The organism is Micromonospora sp. S4605 (assembly GCF_003176715.1).
Taxonomy (GTDB): Bacteria; Actinomycetota; Actinomycetes; order Mycobacteriales; family Micromonosporaceae; genus Micromonospora; species Micromonospora echinaurantiaca.
In genome coordinates this window covers 13417-36785 of the sequence record NZ_QGSW01000135.1, presented here as the reverse complement: position 1 = coordinate 36785, position 23369 = coordinate 13417, and the positions used below count along the sequence as shown (strand labels likewise).

At 73.5% G+C, this 23369-nt stretch carries 19 protein-coding genes and 5 tRNA genes; 16 read left to right on the top strand and 8 right to left on the bottom strand.

Going from position 1 to position 23369, the window contains the following annotated elements; genetic code table 11:
- Window positions 1-2 precede the first annotated feature (2 nt).
- Window positions 3-671, bottom strand: coding sequence for a class I SAM-dependent methyltransferase (locus DLJ47_RS09260; protein WP_109899642.1), 669 nt, complete (start codon window positions 669-671; stop codon window positions 3-5).
- Window positions 672-856: 185 nt separating this feature from the next.
- Here DLJ47_RS09260 and DLJ47_RS09255 point away from each other — a divergent pair, with 185 nt between their 5' ends.
- Complete coding sequence (locus DLJ47_RS09255; protein ID WP_233257740.1) at window positions 857-1663, top strand: SPOR domain-containing protein; 807 nt, start codon at window positions 857-859, stop codon at window positions 1661-1663.
- A gap of 169 nt (window positions 1664-1832) precedes the next feature.
- On the opposite strand, the gene DLJ47_RS09250 is transcribed toward DLJ47_RS09255, so the two are convergent.
- A complete protein-coding gene (locus DLJ47_RS09250; RefSeq protein WP_109899640.1) occupies window positions 1833-4763 on the bottom strand; it encodes a M36 family metallopeptidase in 2931 nt (976 codons plus the stop codon).
- 211 nt (window positions 4764-4974) lie between these two features.
- Between DLJ47_RS09250 and DLJ47_RS09245 the strand changes: the two genes are divergently transcribed.
- Window positions 4975-6162 (top strand): alkane 1-monooxygenase, encoded by a 1188-nt coding sequence (locus DLJ47_RS09245; protein ID WP_109899639.1) that lies wholly within the window; start codon window positions 4975-4977, stop codon window positions 6160-6162.
- A 193-nt stretch (window positions 6163-6355) separates the two neighbouring features.
- Here DLJ47_RS09245 and DLJ47_RS09240 read toward each other — a convergent pair whose 3' ends face one another.
- Window positions 6356-6958: a TetR/AcrR family transcriptional regulator gene (locus tag DLJ47_RS09240; RefSeq protein ID WP_109899638.1), complete on the bottom strand. Its 603-nt coding sequence runs from the start codon at window positions 6956-6958 to the stop codon at window positions 6356-6358.
- 295 nt (window positions 6959-7253) lie between these two features.
- On the opposite strand from DLJ47_RS09240, the gene DLJ47_RS09235 reads away from it, so the two are divergent.
- From DLJ47_RS09235 to DLJ47_RS09200, 8 genes are all read left to right on the top strand, one after another.
- Window positions 7254-7326 (top strand) — tRNA-Gly (locus DLJ47_RS09235).
- 34 nt (window positions 7327-7360) lie between these two features.
- Window positions 7361-7431: transfer RNA gene (locus tag DLJ47_RS09230), tRNA-Cys, on the top strand.
- 12 nt (window positions 7432-7443) lie between these two features.
- Window positions 7444-7518 (top strand) — tRNA-Val (locus DLJ47_RS09225).
- A gap of 334 nt (window positions 7519-7852) precedes the next feature.
- On the top strand, window positions 7853-8392 hold the full coding sequence (locus DLJ47_RS09220) for a PadR family transcriptional regulator (protein WP_109899637.1): 540 nt from the start codon (window positions 7853-7855) through the stop codon (window positions 8390-8392).
- A complete protein-coding gene (locus DLJ47_RS09215; RefSeq protein ID WP_233257738.1) occupies window positions 8389-9105 on the top strand; it encodes an ABC transporter ATP-binding protein in 717 nt (238 codons plus the stop codon). The genes DLJ47_RS09220 and DLJ47_RS09215 overlap by 4 nt, the downstream gene beginning before the upstream one ends.
- Window position 9106: 1 nt before the next feature.
- Window positions 9107-10870, top strand: coding sequence for an FtsX-like permease family protein (locus DLJ47_RS09210; protein WP_109899635.1), 1764 nt, complete (start codon window positions 9107-9109; stop codon window positions 10868-10870).
- Between the two features lie 323 nt (window positions 10871-11193).
- Complete coding sequence (locus DLJ47_RS09205; RefSeq protein ID WP_199235762.1) at window positions 11194-11649, top strand: hypothetical protein; 456 nt, start codon at window positions 11194-11196, stop codon at window positions 11647-11649.
- Between the two features lie 85 nt (window positions 11650-11734).
- The gene (locus DLJ47_RS09200; protein WP_109899633.1) at window positions 11735-13537 is read left to right on the top strand and encodes a glycoside hydrolase family 15 protein; all 1803 of its coding nucleotides are present in this window, start codon (window positions 11735-11737) and stop codon (window positions 13535-13537) included.
- Here DLJ47_RS09200 and DLJ47_RS09195 read toward each other — a convergent pair.
- From DLJ47_RS09195 to DLJ47_RS09180, 4 genes are all read right to left on the bottom strand, one after another.
- A complete protein-coding gene (locus DLJ47_RS09195; protein WP_109899632.1) occupies window positions 13534-14049 on the bottom strand; it encodes a GNAT family N-acetyltransferase in 516 nt (171 codons plus the stop codon). The two genes, DLJ47_RS09200 and DLJ47_RS09195, sit on opposite strands and share 4 nt — an antisense overlap.
- 106 nt (window positions 14050-14155) lie before the next feature.
- Entirely contained in the window at window positions 14156-14560 is a 405-nt protein-coding gene (locus tag DLJ47_RS09190) for a VOC family protein (protein ID WP_109899631.1), read from the bottom strand.
- Window positions 14557-15342: an arsenate reductase/protein-tyrosine-phosphatase family protein gene (locus DLJ47_RS37620; RefSeq protein WP_109899630.1), complete on the bottom strand. Its 786-nt coding sequence runs from the start codon at window positions 15340-15342 to the stop codon at window positions 14557-14559. Before DLJ47_RS37620 ends, DLJ47_RS09190 begins: the two co-directional genes overlap by 4 nt.
- A 163-nt stretch (window positions 15343-15505) precedes the next feature.
- Window positions 15506-16483 (bottom strand): ArsR/SmtB family transcription factor, encoded by a 978-nt coding sequence (locus DLJ47_RS09180; RefSeq protein WP_109899629.1) that lies wholly within the window; start codon window positions 16481-16483, stop codon window positions 15506-15508.
- A gap of 70 nt (window positions 16484-16553) precedes the next feature.
- Between DLJ47_RS09180 and DLJ47_RS09175 the strand changes: the two genes are divergently transcribed.
- Window positions 16554-17369: an isocitrate lyase/PEP mutase family protein gene (locus DLJ47_RS09175; RefSeq protein WP_109899628.1), complete on the top strand. Its 816-nt coding sequence runs from the start codon at window positions 16554-16556 to the stop codon at window positions 17367-17369.
- An 88-nt stretch (window positions 17370-17457) separates the two neighbouring features.
- On the opposite strand, the gene DLJ47_RS09170 is transcribed toward DLJ47_RS09175, so the two are convergent.
- Entirely contained in the window at window positions 17458-17706 is a 249-nt protein-coding gene (locus DLJ47_RS09170; RefSeq protein ID WP_088995234.1) for a DUF6458 family protein, read from the bottom strand.
- 163 nt (window positions 17707-17869) lie between these two features.
- Between DLJ47_RS09170 and DLJ47_RS09165 the strand changes: the two genes are divergently transcribed.
- From DLJ47_RS09165 to DLJ47_RS09145, 5 genes are all read left to right on the top strand, one after another.
- A tRNA-Gly gene (locus DLJ47_RS09165) sits at window positions 17870-17942 on the top strand.
- 37 nt (window positions 17943-17979) lie between these two features.
- Window positions 17980-18054 (top strand) — tRNA-Val (locus DLJ47_RS09160).
- Window positions 18055-18575: 521 nt separating this feature from the next.
- The gene (locus DLJ47_RS09155; protein ID WP_109899627.1) at window positions 18576-20432 is read left to right on the top strand and encodes a helix-turn-helix domain-containing protein; all 1857 of its coding nucleotides are present in this window, start codon (window positions 18576-18578) and stop codon (window positions 20430-20432) included.
- A gap of 84 nt (window positions 20433-20516) precedes the next feature.
- Window positions 20517-22178, top strand: coding sequence for a class I adenylate-forming enzyme family protein (locus DLJ47_RS09150; protein ID WP_109899626.1), 1662 nt, complete (start codon window positions 20517-20519; stop codon window positions 22176-22178).
- Entirely contained in the window at window positions 22175-23359 is a 1185-nt protein-coding gene (locus DLJ47_RS09145; RefSeq protein WP_109899625.1) for a substrate-binding domain-containing protein, read from the top strand. Before DLJ47_RS09150 ends, DLJ47_RS09145 begins: the two co-directional genes overlap by 4 nt.
- The last annotated feature ends 10 nt before the right edge of the window (window positions 23360-23369 follow it).

The window sequence follows — 23369 nt, the reverse complement described above, 5'->3', positions numbered from 1 at the left end:
CGCTAGCCGGCGGCCCCCGGCCGGCCGGGTCGCAGCTGCCACACCGTGGTGCGCTTCACCCGGACGCTCTCCAGCGCCTCCGGCACCGGCACGTCGTAGCCGGCCAGCTCGTCGAAGCGGTCCCGGGGTAGGAACGCCCGGCCCGGGTCGCCGACCAGCACCCGCGCCCCCGACCGGGTGGCCCGCAGCAGGAAGCGCAGCATCCGGTTGGCCATCGCCTCGCTGTAGAAGACGTCCCCGGCCAGCACCACCTCGGCGTCCCCGGCGTCGCCGTCCAGGACGTCGGCGAGTTCGGCGTCGACGCGTACCCCGTTGGCCTCGGCGTTGAGCGCGACCGCCGCGACGGCCAGCTCGTCGACCTCGACGGCGCGGACCGCTGCGGCGCCGGCCCGGGCGGCGGCGATGGCCACCAGCCCGGAGCCGGCGGCCAGGTCGAGCACCCGGCGGCCGGCGACCAGCTCCGGGTGGTCGGTGACGTAGCGGGCCAGCCCCTGCCCGCCGGCCCAGGCGAAGGCCCAGAACGGCGGCGGCTGGGCGCTGCGGAACTCGCCCTCGGTCAGCTCCCAGAGCCCGATCGGCTCGTCCGCCTGGTGCAGCCGCACCTCGGGGACGAAGGCGACCGGCGCGAGGCGGGCGTGCAGCCGGACGAAGGCGGCGGAGAGCTCGGACACCCGGTGATTCTCGCCCGGCCCGCCGACCCGGCGTGTCGCGGGGGATCGGTGACCGGTTCACCACGCTCGGTGATAACCACCCTCGCGCTTGGCGATCGGTGCGAACACACCCGTCTGGCCGCCGGCCCGGCACGCTCCTAGCGTTGCCGGGGAGAAGGCCGACCGGGGAGGGCGGAGCGGTGACGATGCGGCGGTACGCGCTGCGGGCCGGGGTGGTGCTGGCCTGCCTGAGCGGGATGGCGCTCGGCCCGGCCGCGCCCGCGCGGGCGGCCTTCGCCACCGAACTGAGCGGCCTGCCCGACGAGTTCACCGCCGGGGACCGGGTGGCCACCGTCTCGGCGGTGGTCTCCCGCACCGACCCCGGCCGGTGCGTCAAGGTGCGCTGGTCGATGGTGCTCACCGTGCGCGGGATCCGGCTGGACCAGGTGAAGGTGGACCGGGTCGAGGAGACCGGCTCGTTCCCGCTGGAGATCCGGACCGACGGGGACGTGGCCCGGCTGACCGACCGGCAGTTGGACCCGGGCACGCTCTGCCCGAACCGGACGGTCACTGCCCGCTACCGGCTGGCCTTCGCCGAGGACGTCACGCGGGGGCGGGTCACCCTGGCGGCCGAGGCGTACGACGCGAACCTGCGCCTGCTGGCCCGGCAGACGGCGACCCGGTCGGTGGTGGGGCCGGACGCCCCGGCCACCCCGACCGAGCCGACGCCGGAGAGCACCCCACCGGCGCCGACCGAGCCGCCCGGGGAGACCGGAGAGGCCGAGCCGACCGAGGAGCCGGCGGCCGAGGTGCCCCCGGCCGCCGGCCGGCCGGTCGCGCAGTCCGGCGGGTTCGGCGTGGTGCAGGCCGCGTTCCTGCTCGGCGGGCTGCTGCTCTTCCTCGGTGTGGGGTTGCTGCTGCGGCTGCGCCACCTGACCCGGACTGCCGGCGGGGACGGCGACCCGGAGCCGCTGGACCGGTGGGAGCGGCCCACCGGTCCACGGCGGTGGTGACCCGGTGGGCCGTGACCCGCGGCTCCGTGATCGGCGGGTCGTGATGGGCGGCCGGTGACCGGCGGGCCGTGGCCTGCGGGTCGTGACGGGCGGCGGGTGACCGGCGGGCCGTGACCGGCGGCCGGTGTCCCGGGGCCGGCCGGCGTGCGCCGACCGGCCCCGGGTGGCGTCACTTCGAGAACGCCTGGAACTCGGCGATCCGCACCTGGTCGCGCGCCGGGCTGGCGGTCGCGCAGTCGGTGGTCGTGGCCGGATCGTCGTCCTGCTCACCGGCGTAGGCCGGACCGCCGGTGCACTGGCTGGCCAGCACCTCCAGCCGCAGGTGGGTGGCGAGCGTGGTGGGCACCCGGAACTCGCGCAGGTTGATGTCCCGCACGTAGGCCCGGTACGCGCCACCCGGGAAGGCGTCCGCCGCGCTGGTGTAGATCCGCCGCCAGTTCGCCGGATCCGCGCAGTCGGTGGTCTTCGCGTTGCACGCCGACACCGCGAACGACCGCAGCGCGCTGAGCGAGTTCTGGCTGCCCGGGTCGGCGTCGCCGGCGATCGTCGGGCGCAGCATGGCGCTGACGTTCACCCGCTTCACCACCTGCGGCGCGTCCCCGGGCAGCGCCACGGTGACCTGCCGGCCGGCCACCCCGTCCAGCGAGGCCCAGTTGGTCGCCTCGGTGTCGTCGGCGATCCGGTCCAGGTTGACCCCGTCCCCGGTGATCGTCGCGCCGGACGCGGTGGACGCCAGGTTGCGGCTCATCCGCAGGTCGACGTACCCCTCCTTGCCGGCCTTGGCGACCACGGTCAGCCGCTGGTGCCCGAAGCCGGGCGCGACGGCCAGCAGCTGGTAGGTGCCGGGCACCAGCTCGACGGTGTCCGGCAGCGGGGTGGCCGGGTCGGTGTCGGCCACCGGCACCGCCCGCGCCTCGTACGCCCCGACGTACACCCGGATCGGCGCGTCGGCGCTGTCGCCCTTCGGCCGGAGGGTGAGCAGCGCGTTGTCCGCGTTCGGGGCGGCGAAGCTCGGTGTCGGGTCGGTGTCGGAGGCGCCGTTGGTGGCGGCGTCCCGGCCCATCCCGGAGCGGGCGAACTCGGCCCAGATCAGGTCCTGGTTGGCGCCGCCGAAGCGGAGCAGGTCGGCGGTGAGCATGTTGTCCCGCATGTCGAGCATGCTCACCTGGCTGGCGGCCTGCAGCAGGAACGAGTCGAAGACCAGCTGCGCCCAGCGCCGGTTGCCCGGGCACTGCTCGACCGCCACCGTGCCCCGCGCGCAGTCGAGCTGGCGCTGCGGCGTGCCGACCCCGTACCGCTTCATCAGGGCGGCGCGGACCCGGAAATTGGTGGCGCTCCAGATCTCGCCGTCCGCGTGCACCGCCGGGCCGCCGGTGTTGTAGCCGACGTCGGAGTAGTTCAGCGGGCTGCGGCTGAAGTCGTGGTTGCGGATGCCGCTGACCAGGTTGCCGGTGACGTACCCGCCGGTGATGTACGGCGTCTCGCCCGGGGCGCGCAGCCCGTGCTGGAACAAGTACTCCGCGGCGAGCAGGTCGCTCCACGACTCACCCATCGAACCGCCCTGGTGCCCGCCGATGCCGCTGTTCGGGCCGGCGATCATGCGGTTGGTGATGGCGTGGGTGTACTCGTGCCCGATCACCGTCATGTCGTAGTCGCCGTCCACGCACGGCGGGTACGGGCCGCCGGCCTGCGGCTGCCACAGGTACATGTTGGTGGTCGGCGGCAGGCCGTCGCGCGGCGTGCCCTGGTTGGCGTTGTTCCGGTTGCCGCTCAGCGCGCCCTGCTGGGCCCGGCCCTGCTCGGCGTCCCCGCCCAGGCCGTCCGGGGTGAGGTTGACCGCCTGCAGGTTCCAGGTCGCCTCGGTGAAGCCGAGGTGCCAGGCCCAGTCGTGCATCCGGTTGTGCATGACGAAGAGGTTGGCGATCGCCGCGTCGTCGTCGTTGCGCTGGGCGGAGGTGAACACCTCGGGGTTGCACCGGGCCTGGTGCCACTGGTCGGTGAACGGGTACTCGTAGCGGCGTTCCGGGCTCTGGGTGGCCGGGACCACCGGGGTGCCGGCGCCCCAGGAGCGCACCGTGTTGGCCGAGTTGCCCCGCGAGGTGAGGGTCGGCGTGCCGGTGGCCGCGTCGACGTCCCACGGCTGCCCGGTGGCCGGGTCGCGGAACGCCGCCTGGCAGTCCGGGGCCGGGTCGCCGCACCAGCGCACCCGCGGGTCCACCCCGGGGCCGAGGTCGCGGGGCGGGGTGGCCGGGAAGACCGCCCAGCTGGGGTTGTCCGAGTCGTAGTCGACCAGGTCCTCGCGGACCAGCACCTGACCGGTGATCCCGTCGACGTAGGTGGTGTAGGCGGTGGGGTGGTCGGCGTCGGCCCCGATCAGGGTCACCTCGTACGCGTCCCGGGCCCCGTCGAGCGGGGTGGGCACGGCGACCCGGTGCACGGTGTGGCTGCGTACCGCGGCCCGGTCCAGGCCGGCGTCGGCCAGCGCGGCCGCGTACGCCTGCTCCTCGGTGAGCGTGGCCGGTGCCGGCGCCGCCGCGTCGCGGGCCAGCGAGGAGCTCACCGACAGCACTGTGCCGTCGGCGACCGCGAGGGTGACCAGGCCGTCGTGCCCGGCCGGCAGGTCACCGAAGCGCTGCCGCAGGGTGACCACCGCGCCGGTGCCGACCGGCCGGACCAGCAGCCGGTCCATCGCGGCCACCTCGGCCGCGTCGAGGCCGAAGAGGTCCTGGTTGCCGGTCAGGTAGGCGCGGGCCGCCGCCTCCGGGTCGGCCGGCAGGCCGGTGGCGAGCGGGGCGCGGCCGGGGCCGAGCGCGTGCGGGGTGCCCAGCCGGTTCCACCGCACGTCCGGGTCGGCCTTGCGGCCCAGCCCGCGCTGGCGGGCGTCCGGGGCCGCGCTGCCGGCGCGGTTGTCCACGTCGGCGTGCTGGTGGCCCTCGGCGAACGGGCCGGAGCGCCGTTCCTCGGTGGCGCCGCCGCCGGCGGGCGCGGCGGTGCCGGGGCCGGCGGGAAGCAGGGCGGCGACCACCGCGGTCGCCGCCAGAACGGGGATGAGCCGGCGTCGGCGCCGGCTCATCCAGGGTGTCCACTCCGGTTGTGCCACGGGTCCTCCTCGTGGGAGCGGGATGGCCGGCCCTTCGCCGGCCCGGTGCAGCGCGGTGACGCATGTGCATCTGTGGATACCAGCCGGTGACGGTGGCGACAAGGTCGACGACTGTCCGTTTTCGCGGTCAGGCTCTTTACAAAAGCGATAGCCTTGTAAAGAGCCGGCTCCGGTGTCAGGGTCGGGACAGTCCCCGGATCGGAGGTTGACGATGGCGACCGGTGTCCGCGCGACCGTCCCCGCTGACCGCTGGCGCGACCCGCGCCGGCCGTTCTGGCCGCTGGCGCTGCTCGTTCCGGCGCTGCCCTTCCTCGGCTACGCGACGTGGCGGGGCACCGACGGCGGCTGGGCCTGGTGGCTCACCCCGGCGATCGTCTTCGGCCTGATCCCGGTCGTCGACCTGCTGATCGGCGACGACCGGGGCAACCCGCCGGAGGCGGCCGTGCCCGAGCTGGCGGCCGACGGCTACTACCGCTGGCTCACCTACCTCTACCTGCCCGCCCAGTACGCCGCGCTGGTGCTCTGCTGCGCGGTCTGGGTCGACGGCGGGCTCTCCCCGTTCGGCGCCGCCGGCCTGGTGCTCACCGCGGGGGTGGTCGACGGCATCGCCATCAACACTGCGCACGAGCTGGGCCACAAGCGGGAGCGGCTGGAGCGCTGGCTGTCCAAGGTGGCCCTCGCGCCGACCGGGTACGGGCACTTCCACGTCGAGCACAACCGGGGCCACCACGTGCGGGTGGCCACCCCGGAGGACCCGGCCAGCGCGCGGCTGGGGGAGAGCTTCTGGCGGTTCTGGCCGCGTACCGTCGTCGGCAGCCTGCGCTCGGCCTGGCGGTTGGAGACCGGCCGGTTCCGGATCCGCGGCCGGTCGCCGTGGACCTGGCGCAACGAGGTGCTCAACGCCTGGGCGATGACCGTCGCGCTGTTCGCGGCGCTGGCCGTCGCGTTCGGCCCGGGGGTGCTGCCGTTCCTGCTGCTCCAGGCGTTGGCCGGGTTCTCCCTGCTGGAGGCGGTCAACTACCTGGAGCACTACGGGCTGGCCCGGTGGCGGACCGCGGCCGGCCGGTACGAGAAGGTCGACCCGCGGCACAGCTGGAACAGCGACCGGGTGGTCACCAACGTGTTCCTCTTCCAGCTCCAGCGGCACAGCGACCACCACGCCAACCCGCTGCGCCGCTACCAGACGCTGCGCAGCTTCGACAGCTCGCCGCAGCTGCCCGCCGGTTACGCGACCATGGTGGTCGCCGCGCTGGTGCCGCCGCTGTGGCGGCGGATGATGGACCACCGGGTGATCGAGCACTACGCCGGCGACATCGAGCGGGCCAACGTGCACCCGCCGGCCCTGCCCCGGCTGCGTGAGCGGCACCGCCGGCGCGCCGCCAGCCCCGCCGACCGCTAGCCCCGCCGACCGCTCCGGCGCCGTGAGCCGGTCCGCGGGCCGGCTCGGCGGAGACGCGGGCCGGCTCGGCGGAGACGCGGGCCGGCTCGGCGGAGACGCGGGCCGGCTCGGCGGAGACGCGGGCCGGCTCGGCGGAGACGCGGGCCGGCTCGGCGGAGACGCGGGCCGGCTCGGCGGGCCGGCTCGGCGGAGATCAGTCCAGCTCGGCGGGGTCGAGGCCGAGTTCCCGGGCGGTGACCAGGCGGACCCACTCGGTGAACTGCCGGCGGGAGATCACCCGGTCGTGCACGGCCAGTTGCACCGCCAGGCCGTCCATCACCGCGCTGATCCGCCAGGCCGCGCCGGCCGGGTCGGCGCACTCGAAGGTGCCGTCGCGGACCCCGTCGGCGATCACCGTGGCCAGGTCCTCCCGCCAGCGCAGGTCCAGCCGGCGGGAGACCTTCTCCAACTCGGGGGTACGCAGCGACTCGGCCCAGCCGTCGATCCACATGGCCCAGGAGATGGTCCGCCCGGCCGGGGTGTAGATCTTCAGGATCCGGCGCAGCTTGGTCAGTGGCGGGGCGCTGGACCGGACCACCGCGTCGAGCCGGGCCAGGTCCTGCTCGGCGGCGTACGCGAACGCCTGGGCGAGCAGCCGGTCCTTGGTGGCGAAGTGGTAGAAGACCAGTGCCTGGCTCACTCCGGCGGCCTGTGCGACGTCGGCCGTCCGGGTGTTGGCCAGACCACGTTCGGCGATCACGTCACAGGCGGTGCGCAGCAGGGCATCCAGGCGGATCTCGGCCGCACGTCTCGTCACGCCCGTTACCGTAGCCCATCCACCCGAACACAGCCCGTTACCGAATCGGCCTGCCGCGTGCCGAGAGTCAGAAATCAGACAGCGGTTGACCTGGGAAAACGTGAATCACGAATTGTCGTCGGTCATTGCCTTGCTAGGATCGGCGCTCGCGGCCGGCCGGGGCCCGGGGATCCTCCTAGGAAGCTTTGGGGGGTGTGCCGGCCGACACGGACGCGCCGAGTCGCACCCCGAGTTGGCAACCCTTCGCCGGCTCGGCTAAAGTTCTCATCCGTCACCGGGGAATGCCGGGGGCAACGCGGACGTAGCGCAGCTGGTAGCGCATCACCTTGCCAAGGTGAGGGTCGCGGGTTCGAATCCCGTCGTCCGCTCGGAGCTGCCGCCACGTATGACGGGGGCAACCTCGGTGGGGTGGCCGAGAGGCGAGGCAACGGCCTGCAAAGCCGTGTACGCGGGTTCAAATCCCGTCCCCACCTCGACACAGACGCGGGCGATTGGCGCAGTGGGAGCGCGCTTCCTTGACACGGAAGAGGTCACTGGTTCAAACCCAGTATCGCCCACCAGATGTACAGCGGGCCCGTCACCTACCGGTGACGGGCCCGCTGCCTGTCACGCCTCGGCGATGAGCGGCGGCTGACCGCTGCCGCCGCCGACCCGGGAATCGCTGTGCTGCGACCGGGCCCGCACGAACCTCGATCGGCGCCTCGACGACCTCCTGCCTCTCCGAGCATGACCAGCCGCTCGCGGTCGCGCGAAGTGCGCACGGAACGGCTGCGGGTCGGGGCACCCGGCACACCCTCACGTTGCTGGCCGACCGCGTCCGCACACCCCGCCGCCGGCTTGACAGCGCTATAGCTAACGGCTATCTATTACCGAACTACTCGAAGGGATGCCCGGGTGCAGGACGTGGTGCTGGCCATGCTGGCGAAGGAACCGGCGCACGGGTACGAGCTGCGCACCCGGATGCGGACCGCGCTCGGCCCGCTGGGCGAGGCGATGAACGCCGGGCAGATCTACGTGACGCTGGCCCGGCTGGCCAAGGCCGGGCTGGTGACCTCGCAGCGGGCCGAGGGCCTGCCGGACCGACCCGAACGCCGGGTGTACGCGCTGACCCCGGAGGGGCAGCAGCGGGTCGCCGCCTGGCTGACCGAGGTGAACTGGCCGAAGCCGGACCTCGCGGAGTTCCATCTCAAGCTGGTGGCCGCCGCGGCCGCCCGGCTGGCCGACCCGCTGGCTCTGGTCGACGCGCAGCGGCGTGAGGTGCTGCGCCGGCTGCGCGACGCCCAGCGGGCCGCGTTGGACCGGGCGGTGGATCCGGTCGCCGGGTTGCTGCTGGAGGGTGTCGTGCTGCGGCTACGGGCCGACCTGGACTGGCTGGAGGCGTGCGAACGCCTGTGGAGCGGGCGTGACCGGACCGGACGGAAGGCGGGGGCGTGACCGGATCGACGGTGTTGCGGGCGCGTGGGCTGAGCATGCGGTACGGCGACGAGCACGCGCTGGTCCGCGCGGTCGACGACATCGACCTGGACGTGCCGGCCGGGCAGGCGCTGGCCGTGATGGGACCCAGCGGCTGCGGCAAGTCCACCCTGCTGCATCTGCTCGGTGGCCTGCAACGCCCGACCGGCGGGCAGGTGTGGCTGGCCGGGAGCCGGATGGACACGATGAGCGAGCGAGCCCTGGCCCGGCTACGGCGCGACCGGATCGGGTTCGTCTTCCAGTCGTTCCATCTCATGGACGAGCTGACCGCGGTGGAGAACGTCGAGCTGGCCGCGCTGCTGGCCGGTCAGTCACCGGGACGAGCCCGAAGGCGGGCGATGTACCTGCTGGACCGGGTCGGGCTGGCCGACCGCGCCGCGCACCTTCCCTCGGCGCTGTCCGGCGGGCAGCGCCAGCGGGTCGCCATCGCCCGCGCGTTGAGCAACGAGCCGCTGGTGGTGCTGGCCGACGAACCGACCGGCAGCCTGGACAGCGCCGCCACCCTTGACGTGCTGCGGCTGTTCGAGGAGCTGCGCACGGCGGGGCAGACCCTGGTGGTGGTCACCCACGACGCGCGCATCGCGGCGGTCGCCGACCGGGTCATCGCCATGCGTGACGGCGCGTTCGTCGACGACAACCGGCTCGCCGGCACCGTATCCGGCGGGCGGCGCTGACGTGGCCGGCCGCCTGCTGCTCGTCTGCCGGCTGCTGGTGCGGGACCTGCGCCGCCGCCGGACCGAGACCGTCCTGCTGCTGGCCGCCATCACCGCCGCCACCGTCACGTTGACCGTCGGCCTCGCTCTCAACGACATCGCCGATCGCCCGTACCAGCAGACCCGGACCGCCACCGCCGGCCCGGACGTGGCCGTGACGCCCCTGGAAACCGGCCAGGCGGCGGTGGACGAGCTCGCGTCGCTGACCACTGCTGCCGGCGTCACCGACCACAGCGGCCCGTTCCCGATCGCCTACCTGACGATGACGGCCGGCGGCACGTCCGCGCACACCGTTGTCGAGGGCCGGGACGCCGCACCCGTGTCCGTCGACCGGCCCGCCGTGACCGACGGCACCTGGGTACGCCCCGGCGGGGTGGTCGTCGAGCGTGCCTTCGCCGACGCCCTCGGCATCCGCACCGGCGACACGGTCAGCATCGACGGTCATCCGCTGCGCGTGATCGGAACCGCGGTCACCGCCGCGAGAGCGACGTATCCCTACGCCGGATGGCACCACCCGGGGAGCATTCTGGTCGAGCGTGGTGGCCTGGTCTGGGTCGACCGCAGCGACATCGGCACGCTCGCGGGCGGCCGGCCGTTGTCGTACACCGCCAAACTCAAACTCGCCGACCCGGCGGCCAGCGCCGAGTACGACGTCGGCCCCCACCTCACCACCTGGCAGGAGATCGGCTACCTCAACGGCCGGCTGTACGGCGACGCGCGGATGGCGCTGCTCGTCGGCAGCTGGCTGCTCACCGGCCTTGCGCTGGCCGGCGTCGCCGGCATCGTCGCGGGCCGGATCATCGGTGAGCGCCGTCGGGTGGGGCTGCTCAAGGCCGTCGGCGCCGGACCGGCCATGATCGCCGCCGTCCACCTCGCCGAGTACCTCGTGATCGGGCTCGCCGCCGCCGCCGCGGGGCTGGCCGCGGGCTGGTTCGCCGCGCCCGTGCTGATCCGCCCCAGCGCCGGACTCATCGGCTCCGTCAACGCCCAGCCACCCGCGTTGCGCACGGTGGTCGCCGTCACCGCCCTCGCCGTCACGATCGCGGTGGCGGCCACACTGGTGCCGGTGGTGCGCGCCGCCGCCAGCAGCACCGTCCACGCGCTGGCCGACGCCGCGACGCCACCGCGACGCCGGCGGTGGCGGATCTGGCTGTCGCGGCGGCTGCCCACCGCTCTGCTGATCGGGGTGCGGATCAACGCGCGCCGACCGCGCCGCGCCCGGCTGGTCACGGTGAACACGCTGATCACCATGACCGCGCTCGTCGCCATGCTCATGGTCAACGCCCGGGTGGAGCACTTCGACCTCGGCTACACCGAACTCGCCAACCCCCGCAGCGAGCGAATGGACCAGGCCCTGCTCGTCGTCATCGTCGTGTTGTGCGTGCTTGCCCTCATCAACGCCGTCGTGAGCACCTGGACCGCCGTCCTCGACGCCCGGCAGCCGCTGGCCGTCGCGCGGACGCTCGGCGCCACGCCCGCGCAGGCCGGCATGGGCCTCGCCGTGGCGCAACTGCTTCCCGCCATACCCGGCGTCGTCGCGGGGATCCCGGCCGGCATCGGGCTCCTTGAGGTCGTCAGCACCGGCGAGGTCCGGTACCCGCCCGGTTCCTGGCTGCTCACCACCGCACTCGGGGTGCTGCTCGCGATCGCCGCGCTCACCGCCATCCCAGCGATGGTCGCCACCCGGCGGCCGGTGGTGGACACACTGCGGTCCGCACCGACGTGACGGCCGCCGGCGGCGGTGGCGCGGCCCTACCGCTTCGCCTCCGTCGGCCTTCGTCCGCGGGTGCGCATTCCGGGAAGCCGGCGGTGCCCGGGGCCTGGTGGTCCTAGGGTGGAGACCCGGGCGACCAGCGCCCTCGAGAGCGGTCGCGAGGCGAGCGCCCCGACCTCGTGTGTCCAGCCGGAAGGCATCGATGTCCGAGACAAGTGCGCGGGGCCGCGTACGGGACGCCGGGCGGCCTCCGCTCGACAGCTTCAGACCCGGTCAGCCACGCGCGTGGGCGTGCGTGACCGACGGCCGCTGAGATGGACTGGGCCGGATGGGCAGTGTTCGGGTTGGTCGCGACCGCCGCGCTCACCGCGGCGATGATCGCGGCGCAGCTGGCCGGGCTCACCCGCCTCGACCTGCCACTGGTGCTCGGGACCCTCGTCACCGAAGACCCCGATCGGGCCCGGGTCGTCGGCTTCTTCGTGCACCTCGTCGCCGGTCAGGGCTTCGCCCTGGGGTACGCGGCCGCGTTCGCCGTGTTGGACCGCGCCACCTGGTGGGTCGGCGCGCTGTTCGGTGGGCTCCACGTCGCGATCGCGCTGACGGTGCTGCTACCGCTGCTCCCCGGCGTCCATCCGCGGATGGCCTCGCCGCGGGCCGGACCGTCCAGCACGGCCGTGCTGGAGCCGCCCGGGCTGTTCGCCCTCAACTACGGCGTCCAGACTCCCGCCGTCGCGGTCGTCGTCCACGTCATCTACGGGGTCGTCCTCGGGCTGCTCCTCCGGGCCCAGTGAGCCGCACCGGCCCGGGTGACCGTCCCGTTCGCTGTGCTCCCGTGCGAACCGTCAGCACGGGACCGGGGCGACCGGTGAGTCCACCGTGACGGGAGCCCGGCCGCCGGCGCCGATCAGCGACTACGGGCTGCTGGGCGACACCCGCACCGCTGCCCTGGTCGCCAGTGACGGCGCCATCGACTGGCTCTGCGTACCCCGCTTCGACGGAGAACCCCTGTTCGGTCGGCTCGTCGGCGGTCCGTCGGCGGGCACGTTCCGGGTCGGCCCGGTCTCGGCCGCCCCGGTTGTCGAGCGGCGCTACCGGCAGCACACCGCCACGCTGGAGACGACCTGGGCGGTGGCCGGCGGTCGGCTCACCCTCACCGAGTCGATGGTGGCCGAGGTGTCGGGACGCCTGCTGCCGACGACGCTGCTCGTGCGGCGGCTGTCGGCCGAGGGGGGAGCGGTCGACGCCGCCGTCGAGTTCGACCCCCGCCTCGGCGTACCGCACCGCCGGCCCCGCACCCGCCACCGCGGCGGAATCCTGGTATGTGAGTGGGGGGCGCTGGCTCTGTCCCTGAGCTGTACGCCCGACCTCACGATCGAACCGGGGCGACCCACCCCGGTCAGGGTCGTGCCGGGCCGCCCGGTCACCCTTGTCCTCGCCGTGGCCTACCGCGAACCGCTGATCTACGTGGAGCCGGCGGCGGCGTGGGAACTCGTCGTCGCGGACGAGGCCCGCTGGCGGGCCTGGACGGCCGGGATCCAGGAGTCGCTTCCGTTCCGGGAGCCCGTCGTACGCAGCCTGATGACCATGCGCTTGTTGACCTATTCCCCCTCGCAGGCCCCGGTGGCCGCCCCGACGACGTCGTTGCCCGAGGATCCCGGCGGGGCGAGGAACTGGGACTACCGCTATGTCTGGCCCCGGGACGCCAGTATCGGCGTCAACGCGTTTCTCGGCGTCGGCAAACTCGACGAGGCCCACGGTTTCCTCGCGTGGCTGCTGCACGCCAGCCGGCTGGAGCGGCCACGCCTGCCGGCGCTGTTCACCGTGAACGGCCGCCACGTGCCCCGCGAACGGGAACTGCCCGGCTGGCCGGGCTACCACGACAGTGTTCCGGTGCGCATCGGCAACGGCGCCGCCGACCAGCACCAGCTCGACGGCTACGGCTGGGTGGTCGACGCCGCCTGGGTGTTCGTCCAGGCCGGCCACCGCCTCTACTCCGAGACGTGGCGGGCCGTGCGCGGGTTCGCCGACGTCGTCGCCCGCCGATGGCCGGAGCCCGATGCGGGCGTCTGGGAGGTCCGCGAGCCGGGCCAGCACGTGCATTCCAAGCTCATGGGCTGGCTCGCCCTCGACCGGGCGCTACGCATCGCCGACACCCACCGGCTCCCGGCGCGGCAACGCCGGCGCTGGGAGAGCGCCCGGGATGCCATCGCCGCCGACGTCCGCACCCACGGCTTCGACCCGACGCAGGGCAGCTACGTCCGCAGCTACGGTTCCATCGACCTGGACGCCGCTCTGCTCGTCCTGCCCCTGCTGGGCATGGACAGCATCGGGTCCGCCCGCGTGCACGGCACCATCGACGCCATCCGCGAGCAGTTGTCCGCCGGCGGTCCGCTGCTCTACCGCTACCCGCCTGGACGCGACGGCCTCCCCGGCACCGAAGGCGCGTTCCTACCCTGCTCGTTCTGGCTCGTCCAGGCCCTCGCCAGCACCGGACGACGCCGCGAAGCGATCGAGCTGTTCCAGACGCTGCTGGATTACGCCAGCCCGCTCGGCCTCTACGCCGAGGAGGTGGATCCCAGGACCGGGGCCCAGCTCGGCAACTACCCGCAGACGCTGACCCACGCCGCGCTCGTCCAGGCCGCGCTCGCGATCCGCGACAGCCCCCGGCTTGATCTTTAGGCCCCGCTCGCCGCATCGGGTGGTGCGGTCTTCGCGGGCCCGTCCAGGCGCAGGATCGTTTCTTCGATCTCCGTTTTCCGCGCGTTGGCGAACGCGATCTCCGTGCCGGTGATCTCGAAGCCTGCTTTCCGCAGCACCTGGAGCGATCCCGCGTTGTCACTCGCGACGCGGGCGAACAGGGGCCGGACGGGAACCGACTCGATCAGCAGGGCGAGCGCTCGGCTGGCGATTCCCTGCCCCCAGAAGGCCCGGTCGATCCAGTACGTGACCTCGGTGACTCCCTCGATGACGAAGGCGGCGATGCTGCCGACCAGCCGTCCATCGGCGGTGACGGCGCGATTGATGGCCGTGGGCGACGCCCTGACCTTCGCCATGTGGGCATCGAACGCGGTGCGGTCGTCGGGATCCTCGGCGGTGAAGGCGGCCATCCGGACCGATTCGGGATCCCGCATCTGTTCGAACAACGCGTCGAGATCGGAGTCGTCGATCGGCCGCAGCGCCACGTCAACCACAAGTGCCTCCTACTAGTCCAGCACCGGTCAGCGCGGGCGAACATACCAGCGGGGTGCCACAGAATCCGGTCGTGTCGACCGTGAGTGCGCCCCGGCCGGCCTCTGGTCAGGGCGTGACTGGTGCGGTGGGCGTGCTGGCGGGCTGGAACAGTTCGACGAGATTGCCGGCGGGGTCGGTGAGCAGGATCTGGCGTCCGCCCGGGCCGGCGATCACCTCGCTGCGGAAGGTCAATCCGCTGCCGCGCAGGCGGTCGATCTCGGCATCCAGGTCGTCGACGACGAGGTGGATGCGGTTGCGCCCGGCGGTGGCGGCGTCGGCGGGGGTGGCGCGGGCGCCAGAGCTGGTCGGTCCGGACAGCAGCAGCCGTAGCGGGCCGCGCACCACGTCCGCGAAGGCAGGAGCGGCACTGGTGTGGACGGTGAACCCGAGATGGGTCGTGTAGAAGTCGACGGCGGCCTGCACGTCGTCGACGAGGTAACGCACGCTCGCGTACTGGCTGGGTGTTGTCATGGCGCGGTCTCCTTCGCGGGTCGGGTGGCGGTGAGCAGGGGCAACAGATGCCTGACGCGGGTGTCGATGTCCGTCGCGGCGCGCTGGAAGGCGGAGTAGTCGGGTTCGCCGGTGTCGCCGGTCGTGGTGGGATCGGCGAGGCTCCAGTGCATCCGCGCAGGCTCGCCCGCGAAGTCGGGACAGACCTCGCGGGCCTTGTCGCACAAGGTGATCACGTAGTCGTACCGGCGGCCGGTCACCGTGTCGAGGTGGCGGGGCTGCTGTCCGGTGACGTCGATGCCGAAGCTGTCGCGCAGCACCCGTACGGCGTGGGGGTGGAGACGTGGCTTGGGCCGGGTGCCGGCGCTGAGGACCCTGACCTGGCCGCCGGCGCGATGGCCCAGCAGGGCCTCGGCGATCGGCGACCGTGCGCTGTTGCCGGTGCACACGAACAGCACATCGAGACGCGGTGAGCGCCGCGGGTCCACGGGAGGGAGCGCCGCTTCCCGGTGCAGCGCCGGGTGCAGGGCCGTTCCGATACCGGCCAGCGCTCGGGCGCAGTGGTCCAGATCGAGGTGGTAGTAGCTGTCACGGCCGTCGAAGCTGCTGCGCGAGGCGATGACGAGCCCGCTGTCACGCAACAGCCGAAGGTGGTAGGACACCAGGTTCTGTGGCTCGCCGACCAGGCTCACGAGCTCCCGGACGCGGTAGTCGCCCGCCGCGAGTGCGGTCAACAGCCGCCAGCGCAGCGGGTGGGCGGCCAGGTAGAGGAACGCCGGGGCGTCGGGGCTCGATGGCACCATGGACCGACTTTACATCAAAACCATTTGATGAGTTTCCGAACCGCGTCGGGCGTCAGCGGGCCGAGGCTGGCCGGGTTCTGCTGATCGCCACATCCGGACCGCGAGCGGCGCGGCGGCACCCGGCCCGATGAGCGGCGGCATCGAGCGCTCGCCGCCGGTCGGGTCAGCCGGCGGCGGCGAGCAGCGCCTCGGCGACTTCGGTGCGGACGCTGAGCAGCGTCCGGCCCTGCCGGTGGGTGGTCACCAGTCCGGCCGCGCGCAGCGCGGTGAGGTGCTGCGACACCCCGGCCGGGGACATCCCCGTGCGCCGGGCCAGCTCCCCGCCGGCGGTCGGCGCGGCCAGTTCGGCCAGCAGCCGGGCCCGCCCCGGCCCGAGCACCGCGGCCAGCGCCCCGGGGGCGCCGCCCGGGCTCTCCCAGAGCGTGCCGACCCCGCGCGCCGGGTAGCTGAGCTGCGGGGCGTCCCCGGCGGCAACGCTGAGCACCGACGGCCAGACGAAGACCGAGGGGACCAGCACGAGGGCGCCACCGGTGGGTACGTCGGGGGCGGCGCAGTGCCGCTGGGCGATGCGTAGCGTGTCGTCCTCCCAGCGGACCCACTCGTGCAGGTCGTTGAGGAGCGCGGCGACGCCGTCCTCGGCCAGCCGGCGGGCCCGGGCGAACACCTCGGCGTCGAGCAGCACCCGGATCCGGGGCCAGTCGGCGGCCACCGCGATCCGCCAGTACGCCTCGATCTCCCCGGCCAGCTGGCGCAGGCCCGCCTCCGGGTCGGCGTACAGGGCGGCCACCGCGGGCGGCCGGTCGCCGGGGCCGAGGTCGAGCTGCGCGCGTACGGTCGCGGCGGGGGTGGCCCGCAGCACCGCCAGTTCGGCGGCCAGGTCGGGGTTGAGCCCGGCCGGCGGCGGGGTGAGGAAGTCGGGGAAGTAGCCGGGGGCGGCCGGGATCAGCTGCCAGAGCAGCCCGTCCGGGCCGAGCAACCCGGCCTCGGCAAGGCGTGGCCGCACCCGGCGCACCCAGGGCAGGTGCACGGCGTGGCGGCCGGGCTCGCGGAGCACCCGGACGCCGGCGGCCACCTCCCAGAGGCAGGAGACGGCGAAGCGGATCCGGGCGACGCCGGCCGCGGACAGCCCGATCGAGACCACGGCACCCCCGGTGGATTCAGCTGGGACTGAAACGATACTGCTGGCGGCCGGACCCGCCCAGACTGGCCGGGTGAGCGATCAACACAGCCGAGCAGACCTCTTCCGTTCCCTGCACACCGCCGCGTCGCCGCTGGTCCTGGTCAACGCCTGGGACGTGGCCAGCGCCCGGATCGTGGCCGCCGCCGGCGCCCGGGCGGTGGCCACCACCAGCGCCGGCGTGGCCTGGAGCCTGGGCGCCCCGGACGGCGACGCCCTCGGCCGCGAGGCGGCCGTCGACCTGGTGCGCCGGGTCGCCGCCGCGGTGCCGGTGCCGGTGTCTGCGGACATCGAGTCCGGTTACGGGGCGAATCCGGCGGAGGTCGGCGAGACCGCGCGGGCGGTGATCGCGGCCGGCGCGGTCGGGGTGAACATCGAGGACGCCCGGTACGACGGCGGGCCGGTGCTGCGGGACGTGGACGACCAGTGCGCCCGGATCGCCGCCGTCCGGGCGGCCGCCGACGCCGCGGGCGTGCCGGTCTTCGTCAACGCCCGTACCGACACCGTCCTGCGGGGCGTGGACGGGGTCGCGGGGACCGTGGCCCGGGCCAGGGCGTACCTGGCCGCCGGCGCGGACGGGGTGTTCGTGCCCGGCGTGGTCGACCCGGAGACCATCCGGGCCCTGGTCACCGGCCTGTCGGCGCCGGTCAACGTGCTGGCCGGTCCGGGTGCCCCGGCGGTGCCCGAACTGGCCCGACTGGGGGTCGCCCGGGTCAGCCTGGGCTCGGCGGTGGCCGAGGCGGCGTACGCGGTGGCCCGGCGGGCCGCCGACGAGGCGTTCGGCCCGGGGACGTACCAGACGCTCGCCGGCGGGTTCGACTACGGCGCGCTGAACAGCCTGATGCGCTGACCCGCGCACGGCGAGGTGCCGACCACCACCCCGGTGGCCGGCACCTCGCCGTCGCAACCGTCCAGCTCCGTCGGCCGCGCCGGTGCGGTCAGAGCGGCGGGGCGATGTCCCGGCGCTCCTCGACCCGCCGGTACTCCACCGGCTCGACGGGCTCGGTGGTGCTGACCACCTGGCGGCGCCGGCCCCAGATGAGGGTGGTCATGATGAGCCCGAGCACGCCGGCCGCCATCAGGATCCAGCCGACCACGTCGAGGTCGATGCCGCCGATGCTCGCGTCCAGCGCGAAGGTGAGGATCGCGCCGACCGCGATCAGGAAGATGCTGGTGCCGATACCCACGACAGCCTCCTTGTCAGGGGATGTGGTGTGCTGTCGAGGGTCTTCAGTACCCCGGCGCTGACCAGCGCAACCATGCCGCGACCCGGCGCCGGGTGGGCCGACGGACCGGGGGATCTTGTCATCGGGTAGAGTTTGCCCCGTCGCCGGGGAACGCCGGTGGCACGCGGACGTAGCGCAGCTGGTAGCGCATCACCTTGCCAAGGTGAGGGTCGCGGGTTCGAATCCCGTCGTCCGCTCGCGAACCACCCCGGGTCTCCGCCGGGTGGTCACCAGGGGCGATTGGCGCAGTGGGAGCGCGCTTCCTTGACACGGAAGAGGTCACTGGTTCAAACCCAGTATCGCCCACCACGGGTAGCAGTGCGAACGCGTCAGCGGTTCGTATTCGATCAAGAGCTGGCCTTCCAGGTCCAGCGGCCGTGGCGGTTGCCGTCGCGGTGGTCTGACGCCATGACCTCCGCTGCCGCTGTGATCACGTGCCTCTCGCGATGTACCTACGCAGTGGCCGAACCCCATGGCGGTGCTGTCGTTTCCTCCACGCGCGGCAGCGGCGCGAGGACCATGCCCGGTGCCAGCGCTACACGCGCGAGCCGCCCGGCGACGTCGGACCGGGACACTCGACCGGACACGCGGGCCTGGTGAGCGACGCCAGCAGGGCGAGCGCGGTGGTCACCGGGCGCCGTCGCCGTCCGACCCGAGGCGGTAGCGGAGCATCGAATTCTCCGAGAGCGGACGGATCGGGCCGAGCGTAGGCACCGCCACCGATGGCCTGACCTGGAGAGCGGCTCCACAACGATGCGTTCTTCAGTGGTGACGTCCTCTGTTTCTGCCGTGTTACCGTCCGCGTCCACAGGCGGAGGAGGTGGACGACCATGGTCATTGCCGACACGGACGTCGCGCTGCGGGCGCTTCGGCTACTGGCCGGCGCCGACGCCGGAGCACCCGAGGCCCTGGCCGGGCTGGCCGCCCATGCCGCTGACGATCCGCGAGCGACAGAGTGCGTGGAGTTGGCGCGGGCGGTCGCCGAGCGGCTGGCCGAGCGGGACCGGCGCGAGCGGGAGCTGACCGCCTTGTACGAGACGGCCGGTGACCTGTCGTCGCGCCACGACCTGGAGGAGGTCCTGCAGGCCATCGTCACCCGCGCCCGGGGCTTGCTGGGCACGGAGGCGGCCTACCTGATGCTGATCGACGAGCAGCGCGGCGACACCTACGTGCGGGTCACCGACGGCATCCGAACGGATGCGTTCAAGGCTGCCCGGCTGGACATGGGCGCCGGGCTGGGTGGTCTGGTCGCCCAGGCCCGCCGCCCCTACGCCACCCCCGACTACCCCGCTGATCGCCGGTTCAAGCACACCGTCGACGCGATCGTCGATGCTGAAGGGCTGATAGCCGTGCTCGGCGTGCCGGTGTTGCTGCGTGAGGAGGTGATCGGCGTGCTGTTCGCGGCGAACCGGCGACAGCGGCCGTTCGCCGACTCCGAGGTGGCGTTGCTGATCTCCCTGGCCACGCATGCCGGTATCGCGATCGAGACCGCGTCGTTGTTCGCCGGTGTGCGCGCCCACAGCGATCTGCTGGAGCGTGCCGCGAGCGTGCACGAGCGGCTGACCGCTGTCGCGGCGGGTGGTGGCCGGCTACCCGACGTCGCGGCTGTCGTCGCCGAAGCCCTCGACAGCGCTGTCGTCGTTGCCGACCCCACACTGCGGCCCCTCGCCACCGCGGGCATGGCAGTCGACGAGCCCACGATGGTCATCGGCGGCCTGGCCAAGGCGTGCCGGACGGCGTTGGCCACCCAGGCCACCGTGATCACCGCGGCCGGGTGCGCCACCCCCGTCACCGCAGGAACCCGGCCACTGGCGGTGCTCGCGGCCCGACGCGGCGACCTCGACGACGCAGACCAGCGCACCTTCGAACGCGCTGCGCTCGTCGTGGCGATCCTGCTGCTCACGCAGCGGCAGTTGGCGGAAGCCGAACAGCGCGTCCGTGGCGATCTTCTCACCGATCTGCTCGCCGACACCCAGCCCGATCCCGACGGGCTGCGCCGCCGTGCCCGGCTGCTCGGCGTCGATCTCGACACGCCGCACGTGGTGGTGGTGGCCGAGCCGGTCAGCAGCGAGGATCGGCGGCTGGCGATGAGCGCACTGACCGGGTGGGCCGGCGAGCGCGGCGGCCTGGGCGGCGAGCACGGCCACACGGTGGTGCTGTTGGTCCCGGCCGCCGACCCGGAGTCCGCCGCCCGGCAAAGCGCCGACCGGGCGCGCCGTGCCGGGTGCGCGGTCACCGTCGCCGGCACCGGGCCGGCGGCCGGGCCGGCCCCGATTCGCGACGCCCACCGCGAGGCACGCCAGTGCCTGCAGGTGCTCATCGCGCTCGGCCGGACCGGCAGCGTGGCCACCCCGCAGGACCTGGGAGTGTTCGGGATCCTGTTCGGTCCGTCCGGCCGCGACCGCCTCCAGCGCTTCGTTCACGCGACGCTCGCCCCCGTGCTCGAGCATGACGCCAGACGCGGCACAGACCTGCTGGCAACCATGGAGGCGTACTTCGACGCGGACACGTCCCACGCCCGGGCGGCGGCGGCGCTGTTCATCCACCCCAACACGCTCTATCAGCGCATCGAACGTATCAACGGCCTGCTCGGCGACGGCTGGCGCAGCGGCGAGCAGGCCCTGCAGACCCAACTCGCGATCAAGCTCCGTCGTATCGACAGCCACCTGGACCGTCCCGGTGGGTAGTGGAGGAACTGCCCACAGGATTCGCGATACGACGGATGATCACCCCATCGCCTCGGGGCTGAACCGTTCCTAGGTTTCGAGGGCATGGACGTCCGCCCCACCACCCCGGTCGCCGACCGCCGGCCCGTCACCGATCCTCGGCTACCGGTCGACGATTTCCGTCCCCCGTTCGCCGGTTTCGCCGAGTTCCTGCGTCGTCGCGACGGCGATGCGGCTTACCTGACCGAGTTGCACCACGCCCGCGGCACCCGGCGCGAGTGGACCGTGGGGCGGTGGCGGGGCCGGGTCGAGGCGACCGCCGCCTGGCTGCGCGACCGCGGCGTCAGGCAGGGCGACGCGGTGGCCACCCTCGCCGGGAACACCGCCGACGCCCTCGCTGTGGCCTACGCCTGCTGGCTGGTCGGCGCCTGCTGCGTCCCGCTGAACGCGCAGGAGGCCGCCGACCGGCAGGCCTACGTGCTCCGCGATTCGCAGGCGAGACTGCTGGTGTACGCCCCGGAGCACGGCGAGCGTGCCGCCGCCATCGCGACGATGACCTCCACCCCGCGCGAGGCGACCGGTGACCTGCCCAGCGACGACGGACGGCCGATCGACGACCCGGCAACCGGCCTGGACGTGCCGGCGTTGCGGCTGTACACCAGCGGCACCACCGGCGACCCGAAAGGCATCATCACCACCGTCGGTAACCTGCTGACGGACCTGGACGCGCTCGCGGCCACCTTCGGCTGGGACGCGACGACACGGGTGTACACGGTCCTGCCCGTGCACCACGCCAACGCGCTGGTCATCTCCAGCCTGCTGCCCTGGTTCACGGGTTCCTCGACGGTGCTGGTCGACCGGTTCCGCACCGACACGTTCTGGCGCGACGTGGGCAACGAACGCGCCACCACCGCGAGCCTGGTGCCCACGCTGCTGGAGTTCCTCCTCGCCCAGGGCGGCCGGGCCCCCGATCACTTCCTCGAGGTGCTGTGCGGCGCGGGCCCGCTGCTGGTGGAGACTGCCCTCGGTTTCGAGAAGCGTTGCGGGGTCCGCATCCGGCACATCTATGGCCTGTCCGAGACCACCTGCGTGGCCTGCGCCATGCCCGCCTTGGACGGCGACGAGCGCCGCCACTGGCACGCCGACTTCGGGTTCCCCAGCATCGGCTGCCCGGTGCCGCACACCGAGATGGCCGTGCTGCACCCGGCCACCGGCGAACCCGCGCCGGCGGAGGTCCGCGGCGAGCTCGCCGTGCGCGGCGCCATCGTCATGACCGGGTACGCCGGCCGTCCCGACGCCACCGCCGACGCCTTCCGCGGCGGCTGGTTCCACACCGGTGACGAGGGCTTCTGGCGCCCCGGGCCCGGCGGCCGACCGGCCTTCTTCATCACCGGCCGGATGAAGGAACTCATCATCCGCGGCGGGCACAACATCTCACCTTTCGAGATCGACGAGGTGCTGCGCGCCCACCCGAAGATCACGTTCGCCCTCGCGGTGCCCTTCGAGCACCGGGTCTACGGCGAGGAGATCGCCGCCTACGTCGTCCCCGACGGCCCGCTCACCGAACAGGACGTCCTCGACCACTGCGCGGCGCGACTGGACTTCGCCCACCAGCCCAAGGTCGTCATCTTCGGCGACGACGTGCCCTACACCGTCACCGGCAAGGCCAAACGCATCGAACTCAAGAACCGCCTCGCCCCACGGCTACGCGGGTTCCGCGAGGCCGCCTTCCGCCGCCCCAAACCCCGTCCTGAGGAGCCCCGATGAGACCGCTACCTCGCGCCCTTCCGGCCGCCGCGGCCGCCGCCGCGCTGCTGGCCGGCGCTTGCTCCAGCCCCACCACCGCCACCAGCCGAGAGTCGGGGCCGGTGAAGGTCGGCCTGATCGTCACCACCAGCGGACCCCTGGCCGCGTACGGGCAGCAGTGGCTGGCCGGTTTCCACGCCGGCCTGTCCTACGCCACCGGCGACACCGGCGCCGTCGACGGCCACGAGATCGAGGTCACCGAGGTCGACGACGCCGCCGACCCGGCCAAGGCGGTCTCCGCCGCCAAGGACCTCATCGGCAAGGGCACCCGCATCATCGGTGGCGCGGTCGCCTCCGGCGTGGCCGTCCAGGTCGCCCCGATCGCCGCCCAGAACAAGGTGCTCAACATCTCCGGTTCGGCCGCCACCGACGCGGTGACCGGCGTCAACCGGTACACCTTCCGCTCCGGCCGACAGACCATGCAGGACATCGCCGCCACCCGGGCCATGATCGGTGACACCACCGGCAAGACGGTCCTCGTCTTCGCCCAGGACAACACCTTCGGTCAGGCCAACCTGGCGGCCACCAGGACCAACCTGCCCGGCGCCACCGTCACCTCGGTCCTCGTGCCACCCACGGCGACGGACTTCACCCCGTTCGCCGCGCAGGCCAAGGCGGCCCATCCCGACCTGCTGTCGGTCGCCTGGGCGGGCGCCACCGCGCCGGCCATGTGGCAGGCGCTCAAGCAGCAGGGCGCCCTCGAGGACACCACCGTGGTCACCGGCCTCGACCTGCGCGCCTCCTACCCGACCCTGGAAGTCGTCGCGGCCGATCTCACCCTCGCGGCGCACTACTTCGCCGAGGCCACCACCAATCCCGTCAATCAGGCCATGGCCGCCGCGGTCAAGGCCCGTGGCGGCCAGGTCGACCTGTTCACCGCCGACGGGTTCGTCGCCGCGCAGATGCTCGTGCGCGCGGTGCAGGCGAGCCCGGACGACGTGGAGAAGCAGATCTCGGCGCTCGAGGGGTGGAGCTTCGACGCCCCGAAGGGGCGCCAGAGCATCCGCGCCGCCGACCACGCCATGCTCCAGCCGATGTTCCACGCCCGGCTGGCCGGCGACGGCGGCGCCCTGACTCCGACGGTCGTGCGCATCCTGACCGCCGACCAGACCGCCCCGCCGGCCGTCGCCATGAAGCAGTAAGGAGCGCTCG